Origin of the sequence: Enterocloster lavalensis, from assembly GCF_046603895.1 — a bacterium.
Taxonomy (GTDB): Bacteria; Bacillota; Clostridia; order Lachnospirales; family Lachnospiraceae; genus Enterocloster; species Enterocloster lavalensis.
The window spans coordinates 5,991,189-6,007,925 of sequence record NZ_CP176637.1; the positions used below are offsets into that span (position 1 = coordinate 5,991,189).

Sequence of the window (16,737 nt, forward strand, 5' to 3'; positions counted from 1 at the left end):
AGGAATTCACCGATATGATTATCAAGACTGTAAATCTGGAGACCGTGATTGGCGTGACCAGCAAGCTGCCGGAGAACCATCTGCCGGAGTTCGCCTTTTCCGGCAAGTCCAATGTGGGCAAGTCGTCCCTGATCAACGCGCTGATGAACCGGAAAGCCTACGCCAGGACCTCGTCCCAGCCGGGCAAGACCCAGACCATCAACTTTTACAACATCAACGACGCCCTGTACTACGTGGACCTGCCGGGCTACGGATATGCCAAGGTGGCGTTAGCGGCCAAGGAGAAGTGGGGGAAGATGATCGAGCGCTACCTGCGCCAGTCCCCCATGCTGAAAATGGTGTTTCTGCTGGTGGACATCCGCCACGAGCCGTCGGCCAACGACAAGTCCATGTACGACTGGATCGTGTACAACGGCTACCACCCGGTGATCATCGCCACCAAGCTGGACAAGATCAACCGCAGCCAGATCCAGAAACAGGTGAAGCTCCTGCGCCAGGGCCTGGGCATGGACAAGGACGGAATCCTGATTCCCTTCTCCGCTGAGACCAAACAGGGCAGGGAGGAAATCTGGGACCTGATCGAGCGGGTCATGGCGGAGACGGTTCCCGGCGAGGAGAGCGCGGACGGGGAGTAGGGTTCGCTTCCAGGGAGAGACGGCCTGAACCGGCAGAAAAAATTAATATGCGCATCCGTGAAATGTAAAGATTTTTTTGAGCGGATTTGTTATACTGTAGATGACAGAGCAGATTAATTGGATTCGGGGGAAAGGAGCGGCGTTATGATCACCATATTCAACCGGAAGGAAGTGTACAGCACATACTCCATAGAGAGCCAGGCGAGGGCCAGGGCGGCGCTGGAGCATCACGGCATCGACTACGTGATTTGTACCACGGCCGGCATGGCCCGCAACTACGGTTCCGGTCCCATTGCGACGAGCCGGTTCGGGACTGATCCCAGAAGCAGCATTCAGTACCGCATCTTTGTGAAGAAGAAGGATATCGATCTGGCCGCCGCGGCCATCGAGGGGAAATTGGACAGATTGTAATAAAATGGAAATTTATGAGCTGCCAAAACTGGCAGGAATCATAAAAGGAGCAGGGCCGTTGATCGGGGTTCTTGATCAGCGGCCCTGCTCCCTGAGGTTTCACAGACGGTTCAGGACAGCAGAGTTTTCATAGCAAAGGAGTAGATCTCCTGGCTTTTTTCCTTCCAGTTGCTGCACATGGCCTCGGCCTGCTCCTTGTCCGGCAGGGCCAAGTCCAGGCGGATCAGCACGGTCTTGCCCTCGCGGACCTCGCAGTGGACGATGTAGTCCTGGCCGGTGGCCTTGTAGTAGTCGGCGCTGGTGCCCACCTCCTCACGGAGGCGGAACTTGTTCTCCTTCAGGTACTGGTCCATATCGTTTACGATGGCGGGGGAGATGTTCTTGCCGAAAAAGTTCAGAGTCTCCTCGCCCTCGCGGGTGATCTCGTAGCGGGTGCTGTTGTGGCTGGGCTCCTTGTGGATCAGCCCCGCGTCCTCCAGCTCGTTTAACGCCTGCTGGAGCGTGAAGTAGGTGGTGTACTCGTGCTCGGTGAAAAAATTGGTGAGCTGGGCGTTGGTCAGCGGAAAGTTAACCTGTTTCAGCATATACAGATTCATCAATTTGTATAGGGTCATAGGTTCATTCAGCATAGCGCACTCTCTCCATTGTCGTTCCATTTTCCTCTATCATATCAACTTTTGACTTTTAATTCAAGATGAAATGTGGTATCATAATACATTATGAGCGAAGGATAAAGATACAGGTGGTACTATGAGAGAACGGATCAACCGGCTTGCCAAGGGAATCATTGACAGCGAAGTGCCGAAGCTTGTGATCACTCCGTCCGCACTGGAAGGAAGCGTGCCCGCGGGCACCACGGCCAGGGGGGAACTGATGGTGGTCAGCGGCAACGGCCTGCACATCAAGGGACTGATTTACTCCGGCAATCCGCGGGTCACGGTTGCAAACAACGCCTTCGGCGGCCTGCGCAACCGCATTGTGTACGAAGTCAACAGCAAGTATTGCGAACATGGGGAAGTTATCAAGGGATCTTTTTATCTGGTCACGAATGGCGGTGAGAAAGAGATTCCTTATTCTTTGCGCATTCAGGCCGGCAGTGCGGGGGAAATCCTGGACAGCCTGGCCACCCCGGACGACTTCGGGCGGCTGGCCAAGCGGGATTTGGAGCAGGCTCTGCAGCTCTTTGAGTACCAGGATTTTGTGGAGGCGCCCTTTATGCAGGACGCCCGCTGCAGGACGCTCTACGACGGCCTCAGGGGCAGGCCCGGGAGGCGCAATCTGCTGGAGGAGTTTCTGGTGGCCCTGGGGGTCAAGGAGCCCGTGGAGCTGTCGGTGGACACCCAGTCCAGAGTTTATGAGAATCCATTAAATACCATTGAAGATAAAATCGAGATACGGGTGAACGGATGGGGGTATGTGTCGGCCCAGATCGAGGCGGACGAGCCCTTTATCGAGCTGGAGGCGGATCATATCACGGACCGGGATTTCTCCGGCGGGCGCTGCACCGTTTCCTACCGCATCCGGCCCAGACATCTGCACCGGGGGAAGAACTTCGGGCGGATTCAGATCGTTTCCCTGAAGGAGCGCTTCACGGTGACCGTTGAGGCCGAGGGGGACGAGACGGTGGATATCACCCACCGGGACCCGGAGGAAGAAAGCCGCATCGACAAGGACAGTCTGCTGCGGTACCTGTCTCTGCGCTTAAACTACGAGACCGGCGTTTACGAGCCGGCCCTGCTGCGCAACCAGATGGCGGCGGAGGTGGAACAGCTGCGGGAGAATTACCGGGAGGACGACCTGGTCCGGCTTTTGCAGGCGGAGCTGTTTCTGGAGGGCGGCAGGAAGGACGCGGCGGCCTCCGTACTGGAGGAATGCCGGGACCACGTGATGGAGCGGCGGGAAAAGTACGTGGAAAACTACTGCTTTTACCAGTATCTGAAGATGCAGCTGTCGCCCTCGCAGTCCCAGCGGGAGTCGTTAATCCGCCTGATCGGAAAATATCTGGAGGAGGGGGACTCTTCCAGGGAATACCTGTTTTTCCTGCTGTTAAAGCTGGACCCCACCTTAAAGCAGAATCCGCTGGAGCTGTATCTGCGCATGAAAGCCATGCACCAGGAGGGCTGCCGCAGCCCCTTCCTGTACACCGCGGCCTGCCGCCTGCTGGAGGACCATCCGGATCTTATGGCCTCCCTGGGGGATTTTGAGGTCCAGGCGCTGTACCTGGGAGCCAGAAAGGCCATGGTGAGCCGGGAACTGGCTGAAAAGGCCGCCCACCAGGCCCTGTCCCTGCGCCATTACCGCAGGATGTACGAGCGGCTGATGACGCGGCTCTACGAGCTGTACCCCAGGGTGGAGCTTCTGACCGCGGTCTGCAGCATCCTGATCAAGGGGGACCGCAGGGGAGCGGGCGCGTTCCAGTGGTACAAGCTGGCCCTGGAGAGCGGCGTGAATCTGACGCGGCTGTACGAGTATTTTCTCTACTCCCTTCCCGGGGATTACGGCCATCTGCTGCCCAGGGAGGTGCTGCTGTACTTTTCCTACGAGAAGGATCTGGACGAGCACAGCCGGAAGGTGCTGTACAAGAACATTCTGCTGTACATGAACCCATCCCTGGAGCTGTACCAGACCTACACCCGGCACATGGAGAAGTTCGCAATGGAGCAGCTGTTTGCCTCCCGCATCGACAGCCGTCTGGCGGTGATTTACGACCACATTATCTACCGGGACATGATCGACCGGCGGGTGGCCCGGGTGCTGCCCGGGATTCTGCGGTCCTACCGCATCAAATGCCGGGACAGCCGGATGAAATACGTGATCGTGCGCTATGAGGAACTGAATGAGGACTACGCTTACCTGTTGGAGGACCAGGCGGCCTATGTGCCCATCTACGCGGACAACATTGTGCTGCTGTTCCAGGACGCCTTCGGCAACCGGTACGCGGATGTACAATATTGGAAGGTTCCGGTGATGGATAAGCCGGAGCTTCTGGAGAAATGCTACCAGGTCTACCCGGAGCACACCATGCTGCGGCTGGCGGAATGCCGCCGGATTTTGGAGACCGGCATCGCGGACGACGATCAGGCGGAATTTGTGGAGCAGATTCTGCAGGGATTGGATTTAAACCCGGTGTTCGCCCGCAGGCTGTCCACCGTGGTGACGGACTACTACTGCCGCAAGGCCGAGGATGAGAGCGGGGATGGGGCGGCCTTTGACTGCGCCTATCTGGTGCAGATGGACAAGGAGGAGCTGACCACAGAGCAGCGGCAGAAAATCTGCAGCACGCTGATCAGCCAGAATTATTACCGGGAAGCCTACGAGATGATCCGCCTCTACGGAAGCGGCCAGATCAGCCCGGGGCGGCGGATGAAGCTCTGCGCCAAGATGATTTTACAGAACTTATTCGACCAGGATGAAATCCTGTTAAACCTGTCCTACGGCGTGTTCCGGGAAGGGCGGTACGACAGCGTGATCCTGGATTATCTCTGCGAGCACTATAACGGCACGGTGAGCCAGATGTACGAGGTGCTGATCCGGGGCGTGGAGGAGCACGTGGAGACCTACGACCTGGAGGAGCGGCTTCTGGCCCAGATGATGTTCACCGGAAGCACGGACCAGATCGACTCCGTGTTCCAGCTCTACGTGAACCGCAAAAAGACCCGGGAGAGCGTGGTGAAGGCCTATTTCACCGAGAAGAGCGTGGCCTATTTCCTGGAGCGCAAAAAGGTGGACGGGCGGGTGTTCGAGTACCTGGAGAGCGCCGTGAACCAGAGCATCGAGAAGGACAAGGTGCCCACCATCTACCTGCTGGCCCTGACCTACTACTACGCGGGCTGTCAAAAGCTCACGGAGGAGCAGTCAAGGCTTTGCCGCCTGATCGGAGGGCTGTTGATCGCGGAGGGATTGGTGTTCCCCTATACCCGGGAGCTGTCCCGGCACATGGCGGTGCCGGAGGACATCATGGACAAGGCCATGGTGGAGTACATCGGCAGACGGGACGGCAGGCCGGAACTTCTGGTGCGGATTCTGCCGGACGAGGAGCAGTTCCACAGCGAGGAGATACGCCGGGTTTACCAGGGGATTTTCGTCAAACAGAAGATACTGTTTGAGGGCGAGTCCATGGAGTACCGGATTTACGATTATGAAGAGGGAAAACGCGTTCTGGCGGCCGAGGGCCGGGTGGCCTGCGACCACAAGCTGGACGGAAAGGAAAACAGCCGTTTTGCCCTCTTAAACCAGATGGGAGCCGCCCAGGGCAAAAAGGACGAGGAAGCCTTGAAAAAGGCCATGGAGGACTACCTGAAGAAGGCTGCGGTTCTCTCGGAGCTGTTTCCCATTATTTGATTGTCTGAGGATTGACAACCGGGCGGAGCCTTGTCCGGTTATGAGGAATATATTGTGAGGAAAGGGGCTGTCTATGGACGGGCTTGTGATTGGGCTGGACCTGAATGACGACTATACCAGGATCAGCTGTTATGATGAGGAAAAGTCATGGACGATTCCGACGGTGATATGCCGCAAGAAGCAGGAAGAAGTCTGGCTGGCGGGGGAGGAGGCCTACGCCTGCACCCTGGTCGGCGAGGGTGTGATTGTGGACAAGCTTCTGAAGATGGTCCGCAAGGACGGAACCTCCACCATCGGGGGGATCCGTTACACGGGCCGGGAGCTGTTAAACCTGTTTGTCCGGAAAATGTTAGAGTACCCCATAAAGGAATTCGGGGAGAATGAGGTGGACCAGCTGGTGATTTCCCTTCAGCAGGTGGACGCCAAGATGACGGATACGCTGATGTACTGCGCCGATTTTCTGGGCATTCCCAGGGAGAAGGTTCACGTGATCAGCCATATGGAGAGCTTTGTCTACTATGTGCTGAGCCAGAAAAAGGATCTGTGGACCAACCAGGTGGGGCTGTTTGATTTATCCAACCAGCGTCTCTGCTACTATGAGATGAAGGTGCAGCGGGGGCTGCGCCGGAACATGGTTCAGGCCGACAGCGAAAATATGGAGGAGGCGTTCAATCTGGACATTCTGGATTCCCCGTCGGGCAGCCGTCTGGCGGACCGGATTCTCTGCTCCTGCGGGGAGCGGCTGCTGTCCAAGAAGCTGTTTTCCTCCATCTTTCTGACGGGAAAGGGGTTCGACCGCACGGATTGGGCGGGTGAGTTTATGAAGCTGGTCTGCCACCGCAAGAAGGTGTTCGCGGAGCCGGTGCTCTTCGCCAGGGGAGCGGCCTACAAGGGCGCGGACTGCCGGCAGAGCGCCACATCCTACCCCTATATTTTCATCTGCGAGGGCAGGCTCAAGACAGAGGTGTCCATGCGGGTGGTGAGAGGGCAGAAGGAGGGTTCGCTGGTGCTGGCGTCCTACGGGGACAACTGGTACGAGTCCAAGAGTACCATGGATTTTATTCTGGACGACCAGAACGAAATCGAGTTTACGATCACGCCGTTAGATTCCAAGAAAAAGAAACTGGTGCGGATTCCCCTGACCGGATTCCCCAAGCGTCCCCCCAGAACCACCAGGATTCAGATGAGCCTGGCCTTTCTGGACGAGCGGACCATGGTGACGGTGATCCGGGACAAGGGCTTCGGGGAGTTGTTTCCGGCCTCGGACGCGGTGATTAAGCAAGAGGTGACGCTATGAGTTTGCTGTTGTGCCGGTATGAGCCGGTGAAACATCCTTACTATATTGAGATTTTGGGAATCCACATCCACTCCTCCCAGGAATTGTGTTATGTGATCTACAATCACCCGCTTCTGGTGATGGAGGACTTTGTGGACGAATCCCTTCTGGTCTTTATCCGGGAAGAGCTGGACATGGCCTATCTGGCGGACAAGCTGAAGGTGCTGATGGACGGCAAATCAAAAAGCGACGATCTGCTGTTTTTGATCCTGTCCGAGTGCGACTATTACACGGACCAGGAGCAGAGCCGCTTCCGCCAGACCGTGGCGGGCTTAAGAAAGCTTCACCCGGCCCAGTACGCCAAGGCCAGGGCGGACGACCTGTTCCACAAAAAGCAGTACGGCAAGGCGGCCCAACGCTACGAGCGGCTTTTGGAATATCCCAAAGACAAGGTGGTGGACGACGGTTTTCTGGCCGGAATCTACCATAATCTGGGAGCTTCCTACGCCCAGATGTTCCAGTTTGACCGTGCCTTCAAGGCACTGGACAAATCCTACAACATGAACAAGGACATGGGCACCTTAAAGCAGATTTACTACCTGACCGTGTTCGAGCCGGCGCTGCCCATAGGAGAGCGCTACCACGCCCTGTTTACCAGGGAGCTGATCGAAGAGTGGGAGAAGGAGCTGGAGACAGCCCGCCAAAGCGCGCTTGTGAACGAGGACGTAGTGCGATTGCGTGAGCTGTTTAAAAAGGACCCTGTCAAGCGAGCCGAGGGATCCGCGAAAATGATCCAACAATGGAAGCAGGAATACCGGGTAATGATATAACGAAACAGAATAGACGGCGGGAAAAATGCTGGAGAAAGCCGCGTCAAGCTCGCTTGTAAGCGGCTTTCTCCAGCATTTTTCCCATCGGATGGACATCCGATGCTTCTTGACCGGTCTTTTCCGGTCAAGAAGATAAGCCGTCGGGCGGCCGGAACACCCCCATCCCTAACCCCAGGAAACACAGTATCGTGCGGTCAGAATATATCACCCCCAACATCATAAAAATGGAGGAACCAAACATGGCATTTAACATAGCAAAAGATCACTTAAACCATTTCAATCTGGGCGGACGCGTCCAGGTATTCGACGTATCCAGCGCCACGGTAGATCTTGCGGCGCAGGCAGTAGGCTGTGAGCCGGCCCACATCGCCAAAACCTTATCCTTCATGGTAGACGGAGCGCCCGTCCTGGTAGTAGCCGCCGGGGACGCCAAGGTAGACAACCGCAGATACAAAGATGAGTTCGGAACCAAAGCGAAGATGCTCACCCCCAGGAGGCCGAGGACCTGGTAGGCCACGCAGTAGGCGGCGTCTGCCCCTTTGGCGTAAAACCCGGCGTCCGGGTATTCCTGGACCAGTCCCTGAAACGGTTTGAGGAAGTATACCCGGCCTGCGGCAGCGCCAACAGCGCCGTGCGCCTGAGCATCCCGGAGCTGGAGCTGTCCTCGGGCTGCGAGAAATGGGTGGACGTGTGCAAGGGCTGGCGGGAGCAGGAGCAGGTGAAAGAAACTGCTTGACAAAACGGCAGATTATCATTATCATGAGAAAGTATATATCTGAATAATGGCAGTGAAGAAGAGGAGTACGCCGGCGCCGCCGGCAGAGAGGACGGCTCACAGGCTGAAAGGCCGTCCGGGAGAGGCGCAGCGGAAGGTAGCTTCGGAGCCGGAACACTGACACGCTTTTTTACCGGCGGATAGGCGTTCCCGGGCGGCCCCCGTTAACAGCCGCAATGAGGCCGGGAATTTCCCGGTGAACAAAGGTGGTACCGCGGTTACGATCGCCCTTTGCAGACAATAGGGGTTTGCAGAGGGCGTTTTTATATGTAAAAAAACCACCCCGCAGGCCCGGCAGAAAAGGAGATGTGAGATCAATGAAAGAATTGGAAAAAACTTACAATCCGGCGGACATTGAGGACCGCCTGTACCAGAAGTGGCTGGACGGAAAGTATTTCCACGCCAAGGTGAACAAGGACAAAAAGCCCTTCACCATCGTGATGCCCCCGCCCAATATCACCGGACAGCTGCACATGGGACACGCCCTGGACAACACCATGCAGGATATCCTGATCCGCTACAAGCGGATGCAGGGCTACGAGGCCCTGTGGCAGCCGGGCACGGACCACGCGGCCATCGCCACCGAGGTCAAGGTCATCGACAAGCTGAAGCAGGAGGGCATCGACAAGCACGATCTGGGCCGGGACGGCTTTTTGGAGAAGTGCTGGGACTGGAAAGAGGAGTACGGCACCCGCATCGTGAACCAGCTGCACAAGATGGGCTCCTCCGCGGACTGGGACCGGGAGCGGTTCACCATGGACGAGGGCTGTTCCGACGCGGTTCTGGAGGTATTTGTCAAGCTGTACGAGAAGGGATACATCTATAAGGGCTCCCGGATCATCAACTGGTGTCCGGTCTGCCAGACCTCCATCTCCGACGCCGAGGTGGAGCACGTGGAGCAGGAAGGAAAGTTCTGGCACATCAACTACCCGGTAGTAGGCGAGCCCGGACGCTTTGTGGAGATCGCCACCACCCGTCCGGAGACCATGCTGGGCGACACCGCCGTGGCGGTGAACCCGGAGGACGAGCGCTACAAGGACATTGTCGGGAAAATGCTGGAGCTGCCGTTGACCGGCCGCCAGATCCCGGTGGTCGCCGACGCGTACGTAGACCAGGAGTTCGGTACTGGCTGCGTGAAGATCACCCCCGCTCACGACCCCAACGATTTCGAGGTGGGCAAGCGCCACAACCTGGAAGAGATCGTGATCTTAAACGACGACGCCACCGTGAACGTACCCGGTCCTTACTTCGGCATGGACCGCTACGAGGCCAGAAAGGCCATTGTGAAGGATCTGGAGGACCAGGGCCTGTTGGTCAAGGTGGTTCCCCACTCCCACAACGTTGGCACCCACGACCGCTGCAAGACCACGGTGGAGCCTATGGTGAAGCAGCAGTGGTTCGTAAAGATGGAGGAGATGGCAAAACCCGCCATCGAGGCGCTTAAGACCGGCGAGCTGAAATTCGTGCCCGAGAGCTTTGGAAAGACTTATCTGCACTGGCTGGAGAACATCCGCGACTGGTGCATTTCCCGCCAGCTGTGGTGGGGCCACCGGATTCCGGCCTACTACTGCCAGGACTGCGGCGAGATCGTGGTAGCCAAGGAAGCGCCCTGCAAGTGCCCCAAGTGCGGCGGCACCTCTTTCGTGCAGGATGAGGACACCCTGGACACCTGGTTTTCCTCCGCCCTGTGGCCCTTCTCGACCCTGGGCTGGCCGGAAAAGACCGAGGACCTGGAGTATTTCTACCCCACGGACGTGCTGGTGACCGGTTATGACATCATCTTCTTCTGGGTCATCCGCATGGTGTTCTCCGGGTTGGAGCAGACCGGGAAGTCACCGTTCCACACCGTGCTGATCCACGGTCTGGTTCGGGATTCCCAGGGCCGGAAGATGAGCAAGTCCCTGGGCAACGGCATCGATCCCCTGGAAGTGATCGACAAGTACGGCGCCGACGCCCTGCGCATGACATTGATTACCGGAAATGCGCCCGGCAACGACATGCGTTTCTACTGGGAGCGTGTGGAGAACAGCCGCAACTTTGCCAACAAGGTGTGGAACGCCTCCCGCTTCATTATGATGAACATCGAAAAAGCGCCGGATGTGGCCGGCGTTACCCTGGACAGCCTGACCATGGCGGACCGCTGGATTCTCTCCAAGGTCAACACCCTGGCTAAGGACGTGACGGAAAATCTGGACCGCTACGAGCTGGGAATCGCCCTCCAGAAGGTTTATGACTTTATCTGGGAAGAATTTTGCGATTGGTATATTGAAATGGTGAAGCCAAGGCTGTACAATGAAGATGACGCCACCAAGGCAGCGGCGGTATGGACCTTAAAGACCGTGCTGATCAACGCGTTAAAGCTTCTCCATCCCTTTATGCCCTTTATCACGGAGGAGATTTTCTGTAACCTCCAGGAGGAAGAGGAGACCATCATGGTGTCCCAGTGGCCGCTTTACCGGGACGACTGGAATTTCAAGGAGGAGGAGAACGCCACCGAGACCATCAAGGAGGCGGTGCGCGCCATCCGCGGCGTGCGTTCCGACATGAACGTTCCGCCCAGCAAGCGGGCCAAGGTGTACGTGGTCAGCGAGGACGAGGCGCTGTTGGGAATCTTCGAGCACAGCAGAAGCTTTTTCGCCTCCCTGGGTTATGCCAACGAGGTGGTTCTGCAGAAGGACAAGGAGGGCATCGCCCCTGACGCCGTGTCCGCGGTGATCCCAAGAGCGGCCATCTACATGCCCTTTGCGGACCTGGTGGACATCGGCAAGGAGATCGAGCGCCTGCGCGGCGAGGAGAAACGGCTGGAGGGTGAGCTTGCCCGCTCCTATGGCATGCTGAACAATGAGAAGTTTGTCAGCCGTGCGCCTCAGGCTAAGATCGATGCGGAGAAGGAAAAACTGGAAAAGTATTCCCAGATGATGGAACAGGTGAAAGCGAGGCTGGCCCAGCTGCTGGGATGATTGTAACATTTGGTTTTGACTAATAAGGGGGAAGATAAGACATGAATTACACATCAGAAGAACGGCCGGTGATCCAGGTCAACACATTGGGGGGATTCTCCCTTACCCTTGGGGAGAAGAATATGGGGGACAACGACAACCGTTCCCGGAAGGCCTGGAGCCTGCTGTGCTTCCTGATCATGAACCGCAAAAAGGAGCTGGGAATCGGGGACCTGTTCGCCGCCATCTGGCCGGACGAGAGCCAGGACAATCCTTACGGCGCTTTGAAAACCCTGGTATTCAGGGTGCGCAAGATGCTGGAGGCAGCGGGATTCCCGGCCCAGGAGCTGCTGGTGAACCGGCACGGCACCTACGCCTGGAGCTCGGAAAGCCTGGGCTGCCGGGTGGACGCAGAGCGATTTGAGGAGCTCTGCCACCTGGTGCTGGACCCGGGAAGGCCCATGGCCGGGGTGTACGATGAGGCCATGGAGGCGGTTGCGCTTTACCGCGGCTATTTCCTGCCAAAGTCCGGGGACGAGTCCTGGGTGATCCCCATCAGCGCCTATTATCATTCCCTCTACCAGAAGGTGGTGTGCCGGACGGCCACCTACCTGACCGGGGAGAAGCGTTATGAGGAGACCGTGGACCTCTGCCGGAGAGCGGCGGACATCGACCCCTACGACGAGCATTTTTACTACCACCTGATCTACGCCAGTTTTCTGGAGGGACGCCAGGAGGAGGCCTTAAAGCTTTACAATGAAACTACGGAAATGTTTTACCGCGACAAGCTGATCACGCCGTCCGAGTCCTTTAAGGAGCTGTACCGGGTGATCAGCAGCAGGGAGCGGCCGGCCTTAGCCCAGCTGGATCAGATCCAGAGGGAGCTGGGGGAGGCGAACTCCGGGCAGGACGGAGCGTACCTCTGCGAGTACGCGGTGTTCAAGCGGCTGTTTCAGATCGAGCAGCGGGGCGTGGAGCGCAGCGGGGATTCCATCTATCTTTGCCTTCTGACGGTCAGCGACCGGCAGGGGCGGATGTTGCGGCCGGAGATTCAGTCCCGGGCCATGGAGCGGCTGAAACAGTCCGTCAAGTGCTCCCTGCGCTCCAGCGACGCCTTCTCCCGCTACAGCGTCAGCCAGTACATCATTCTTCTGCCCACCACCACCTACGAGAACGGGGAGCGGGTGGTGCGCAGGATTTTGGGGAATTTCAACCGCAATTACGTGCGCAAGGACGTTGCGATCAATTACAGCCTGAGCCCGATTTTGCCGGGATAACGGATTATAAAGGACGAGGAAAACATGAGACTGAAAAATTCACTGCTGTTACTGTTAACCGCCACCATCTGGGGCGTGGCCTTTGTGGCCCAGAGCGCCGGAATGGATTATGTGGGGCCCTTCACCTTCAACTGCGCCCGCTGCCTGATCGGCGCTCTGGTTCTGGTTCCGCTGATCATTGCGATGGACCGGGGGAAGAGACGGCAGAAGGAGGTCCCGGCGGAAAATAAAAAAGTCCTGATTCTGGGCGGCATCTGCTGCGGTCTGGCCCTGTTTCTCGCCAGCAACTTCCAGCAGTTCGGAATCCAGTACACCACGGTGGGAAAGGCCGGATTTATCACGGCCTGCTACATTGTGATCGTGCCGCTTCTCGGATTGTTTTTCGGCAAAAAGTGCAGCCCCCTGATCTGGGGGGCCGTGGTTATGGCCGTGGTAGGCCTGTACATGCTGTGTATGACGGGCGGCAGCGGAGGGATCAACCGCGGCGACCTGCTGATGCTGGTGTGCGCGGTGCTGTTCTCCGTGCACATCCTGGTGATCGACTATTTTTCGCCCATGGCGGACGGGGTCAAACTCTCCTGCATCCAGTTTCTGGTAGCCGGAGTGCTCTCCGGGCTGTTCGGTTTTCTCTTTGAGGAGCCGAAGCTCAGCCAGCTTCTGGCGGCCTGGGTGCCGGTGCTCTACGCGGGCGTGATGAGCTGCGGCGTGGCCTACACCCTGCAGATCGTGGGGCAGAAGGGAATGAATCCCACCGTGGCCTCCCTGATTCTGAGCCTGGAGTCCAGCATCGCGGTGCTGGCGGGCTGGTTCCTGTTGGGCCAGCAGTTAAACGCAAGGGAGATCACCGGCTGCGTGATCATGTTCGGCGCCATCGTGCTGGCGCAGGTGCCGGTGGGAAGCAAGCGGGAAAATACGGTGGCGGAAAATTGACAGCGGGGGGCCCGGGAGGGGACGGCGGGAAAGTTGGCCGGCCCTCCGGGCTCCGCGTGCATGAAAGGGAGGCCCCTCGGACTCTGTGCATATGAATGGCCGGGTTCCGGGCCTTGCGCCTACAGATGGCCGGGCTCCGGGCCCTGCGCCTACAGATGGCCGGGCTCCCGGGCTCTGCGTCTACAGATGGCCGGGCTCCCGGGCCCTGCGCCTACAGATGGCCGGGTTCCCGGGCTCCGCACCTACACATGGCCGGCCCCACGGCTCCAGTGTCGAAGTCTGTCGGGAATATCCGGTTGCGCTTCGGGAAATTTTGGGGTAAACTGATAAAGGTCCGTGAGACGGACTGGAAAGACGGGTAGATTTATGGTGAATGCGGAGGAATATCTGCTGGAAATTCCGATGTGGACCAAACAGAAAAATTCACTTGAGGATGTGCGCGCATATCTGGAGGCCATGGGCAATCCGGACCGTGCCCTGAAGGCCGTTCATGTGGCCGGGACCAACGGGAAGGGCTCCGTATGCGCGTTTCTGACATGCGCGCTTAAAGAGGCGGGCTACCGCACGGGCACTTTCGTCTCACCCCACCTGGAGCAGGTGCGGGAGCGTTTTCTCATCAACGGGGAGATGACGGACCGGGAGAGCTTTGAGCGGAGCTTTTCCACGGTGTTAGCCGTGACGGAGCGTATGGTGGAGCAGGGGAAATGCCACCCCACGTTTTTTGAGTTTCTGTTTTATATGGCGATGGTGCTGTTCCGGGAGAAGCAGGTGGATGTGGTGGTGTTGGAGACCGGCATGGGCGGCCGCCTGGACACCACCAATGTGATCGAGTCCCCACTGGCCTGCGTGATCACCTCCATCAGCCTGGATCACACCCAATATTTGGGAGATACTATCTCCGCCATCGCGGCGGAAAAGGCCGGTATCATCAAGGCGCGGGTGCCGGTGATTTTCGACGACGGACAGCCCGAGGCCTCCGCTGTGATCGAGGGCCGGGCCTATTTTCTGGACGCGCCCCGGTATCCGGTGGGGGAGGACGATTTTGAGATTCGCGGCAGTCTGGACGATGGGACAGGCTTCCTTATGAGCGCCCGGATGAGGGACGGCCGCAATCTGGATTTGGCGGTGCCCTTTGAGGCCCGCTATCAGGCCCGCAACGCCATGCTGGCGGTCCGCACCCTGGAGATCCTTCGGGGAACGGAGATCACGGCGGACGACGGGGCTGTGCGGCGCGGCATCCGGGCCACCCGCTGGCCAGGGCGCATGGAGCAGGCCGCGCCTGGGCTTTATCTGGACGGCGCCCACAATCCCGGCGGCATCGCAGCCTTTCTGGAGGCGGTACGCGACGTGACCGGGCGGAGGGAAAAAGAGCCGTACCTGCTGTTCGCCGCCGTGGCGGACAAGGATTACCGGAGTATGGCGGAAGCGATCTGCCGGGAAATTCCCTGGCGGGGCATTGGAATCGCCCGCATGAAGAACAGCCGGGGACTGGACACGGAAAAGCTTGCCGGGATATTCCGGGACTTTGCGGACTGCCCGGTGTGGGAGTATGAGGACGCCGGAACCGCCCTTCATGAGATGCGCAAGGCGGCCGGGGAGCAGCTGTTGTTCTGCGCCGGCTCCCTGTATCTGATCGGAGAACTGAGAGAATGTAACAGTTCAGACGGCTTATCTTCTTGACCGAAAAAGAACGGTTAAGAAGCATCGGATGTCCATCCGATGTGAAAATTGGCACGAAAACCCGCTTACAAGCAAGCTTGACGCGGCTTCCCGCACCAATTTTCCCGCCGTCTGAACTGCTACGAGAGAATTGCTGAATACATGAGGAGTGAAAAATAGTGATAGACTTTGAAGAGGAAATCGAGCGTTTTAAACCCAGCCTGGACGTAGAGGACGTTGAGGACGCCATTGTCAAGAGCGATCTGACGGATATGACGGACATCATGATGGAACTGATCAAGGAGAATATGAGCGACAAATAGGCGGTGACTATGGACATACAGAAAAGAAATGCCCAGATAGCCAACAGCTATTACAATCTGGGCCTGGAAAAGGCAAAAATGCGCGACCTGTCCGGGGCGGCCCAGTCGCTCAAGGACAGTTTGTATTTCAATAAATATCAGACGGATGCCAGAAATCTTCTGGGGCTGATCTACTATGAGAGCGGGGAGGTATCGGACGCCCTGGTCCAGTGGGTGATCAGCCTGAATCTGCAGCCGGAGAAAAACCTGGCGGACCACTACCTGGACGAGATTCAGCGAAAGCCCGGACAGCTGGAGATCGAGAGCCAGAACATCAAGACATTCAACCAGGCGCTGTGGCACGCCCAGAACGGCAGCGACGACCTGGCAATCATGCAGCTGGCCCGGGTGGTCCAGGCGAAGCCCCATTTCGTCAAGGCCCATCTGCTTTTGGCCCTGCTGTACATGGGCCGGGAGGACTACACCAAGGCGGGGCGCTCCCTGTACAAGATCCTACAGATCGACAAGAGCAACCCCAAGGCCCTGTACTACATGTCCATCGTCAAGCAGAACACGGGGCGGGCGGAGGCGGAGAAAAAGCGTATGGCCAAGGCATTTTCCCACCGCCAGATGCAGGACGACGACGTGATCATGCCGCCCACCTACAAGGAAAACACAGGGCTGTCCACGGTGCTGCACATCGTGATTGGCCTGGTGATCGGCGTGGCCGCATTCTTTTTCCTGGTGCTGCCGGCCAACGAGAAGGCGCTGAATGAGAAACACAACCAGGAGATGATCCCTTACCTGCAAAAGCTCAACAACGCCAGCCAGCAGTACGAGACCTTAAAGAACCAGTACGATGAGCTGGACGAGAGCGCCGCCAAGGTGCAGGCCCAGCTGGACGAGCTGGTGAACGGCAACACCTCCGTTATGGTGCAGTACCAGAGCCTGATCGGCGTGCTCCAGGCCTACCGGGCCGGGGACATGATCACGGCGGCCAAATCCTTTGCGGACGCGGATTTCTCCCTGATCACCGACGAGGCCGTCCAGGCCATTGTGAGCGACGTGCGGGCGGATATGACAGCCAACGTGTACCAGGTGCTGGTGACCAGGGGAACGGAGCTGTGGAACGCCGGAAATACGTCGGAGGCTATGGAATACTACCAGGCCAGCTTAAAGATCAAACCGGACAACCCGGAGGCCATGTTCTACGTGGGCCGCCTGTATCAGATCGCCGGGGATACGGACAACGCCAACGCCATGTTCGACCAGGTGGTGGGCAATTATCCGGATTCAGACTACGCCTCCAGGGCCCAAAACGCCAGAGGCTACTGATAACAGCAGCAAAAGACGAAATTGGAA

General features: G+C 57.9%; 12 protein-coding genes, 1 pseudogene and 1 other annotated feature. Of the genes and pseudogenes, 12 read left to right on the plus strand and 1 reads right to left on the minus strand.

The window, feature by feature from the left end; genetic code table 11:
- Window positions 1-14: 14 nt before the first annotated feature.
- Window positions 15-635 carry a ribosome biogenesis GTP-binding protein YihA/YsxC gene (gene yihA / locus ACK2JC_RS26880; RefSeq protein WP_092360898.1) on the plus strand — a complete coding sequence of 207 codons (621 nt, stop codon included), beginning with the start codon at window positions 15-17 and terminating at the stop codon, window positions 633-635.
- A gap of 144 nt (window positions 636-779) precedes the next feature.
- Window positions 780-1,046: a hypothetical protein gene (locus ACK2JC_RS26885; RefSeq protein ID WP_276953817.1), complete on the plus strand. Its 267-nt coding sequence runs from the start codon at window positions 780-782 to the stop codon at window positions 1,044-1,046.
- A gap of 110 nt (window positions 1,047-1,156) precedes the next feature.
- On the opposite strand, the gene ACK2JC_RS26890 is transcribed toward ACK2JC_RS26885, so the two are convergent.
- Window positions 1,157-1,675 (minus strand): DUF4364 family protein, encoded by a 519-nt coding sequence (locus ACK2JC_RS26890; RefSeq protein WP_007711997.1) that lies wholly within the window; start codon window positions 1,673-1,675, stop codon window positions 1,157-1,159.
- A 121-nt stretch (window positions 1,676-1,796) separates the two neighbouring features.
- On the opposite strand from ACK2JC_RS26890, the gene ACK2JC_RS26895 reads away from it, so the two are divergent.
- The 10 genes and pseudogenes from ACK2JC_RS26895 (at window position 1,797) to ACK2JC_RS26940 (ending at window position 16,710) form a co-directional block, all read left to right on the plus strand.
- On the plus strand, window positions 1,797-5,387 hold the full coding sequence (locus tag ACK2JC_RS26895; RefSeq protein WP_320937688.1) for a DUF5717 family protein: 3,591 nt from the start codon (window positions 1,797-1,799) through the stop codon (window positions 5,385-5,387).
- Between the two features lie 73 nt (window positions 5,388-5,460).
- Complete coding sequence (locus ACK2JC_RS26900) at window positions 5,461-6,684, plus strand: DUF5716 family protein (protein WP_368272638.1); 1,224 nt, start codon at window positions 5,461-5,463, stop codon at window positions 6,682-6,684.
- On the plus strand, window positions 6,681-7,493 hold the full coding sequence (locus tag ACK2JC_RS26905; protein ID WP_368272636.1) for a hypothetical protein: 813 nt from the start codon (window positions 6,681-6,683) through the stop codon (window positions 7,491-7,493). The genes ACK2JC_RS26900 and ACK2JC_RS26905 overlap by 4 nt, the downstream gene beginning before the upstream one ends.
- A 239-nt stretch (window positions 7,494-7,732) precedes the next feature.
- Window positions 7,733-8,229: pseudogene (locus ACK2JC_RS26910) on the plus strand (YbaK/EbsC family protein).
- Between the two features lie 43 nt (window positions 8,230-8,272).
- Window positions 8,273-8,503: a binding site (T-box leader), on the plus strand.
- 82 nt (window positions 8,504-8,585) lie between these two features.
- Window positions 8,586-11,228 carry a valine--tRNA ligase gene (locus ACK2JC_RS26915; protein ID WP_411338152.1) on the plus strand — a complete coding sequence of 881 codons (2,643 nt, stop codon included), beginning with the start codon at window positions 8,586-8,588 and terminating at the stop codon, window positions 11,226-11,228.
- Window positions 11,229-11,269: 41 nt separating this feature from the next.
- Complete coding sequence (locus ACK2JC_RS26920) at window positions 11,270-12,484, plus strand: BTAD domain-containing putative transcriptional regulator (RefSeq protein ID WP_092360892.1); 1,215 nt, start codon at window positions 11,270-11,272, stop codon at window positions 12,482-12,484.
- Between the two features lie 24 nt (window positions 12,485-12,508).
- Window positions 12,509-13,414, plus strand: a complete 906-nt coding sequence (locus ACK2JC_RS26925) for a DMT family transporter (protein WP_276953835.1) — start codon at window positions 12,509-12,511, stop codon at window positions 13,412-13,414.
- A 366-nt stretch (window positions 13,415-13,780) separates the two neighbouring features.
- Window positions 13,781-15,094, plus strand: a complete 1,314-nt coding sequence (locus tag ACK2JC_RS26930; RefSeq protein ID WP_320937908.1) for a folylpolyglutamate synthase/dihydrofolate synthase family protein — start codon at window positions 13,781-13,783, stop codon at window positions 15,092-15,094.
- A 158-nt stretch (window positions 15,095-15,252) separates the two neighbouring features.
- Window positions 15,253-15,396, plus strand: a complete 144-nt coding sequence (locus ACK2JC_RS26935; protein WP_007711938.1) for a hypothetical protein — start codon at window positions 15,253-15,255, stop codon at window positions 15,394-15,396.
- Between the two features lie 9 nt (window positions 15,397-15,405).
- Window positions 15,406-16,710 (plus strand): tetratricopeptide repeat protein, encoded by a 1,305-nt coding sequence (locus ACK2JC_RS26940; protein ID WP_368271780.1) that lies wholly within the window; start codon window positions 15,406-15,408, stop codon window positions 16,708-16,710.
- The last annotated feature ends 27 nt before the right edge of the window (window positions 16,711-16,737 follow it).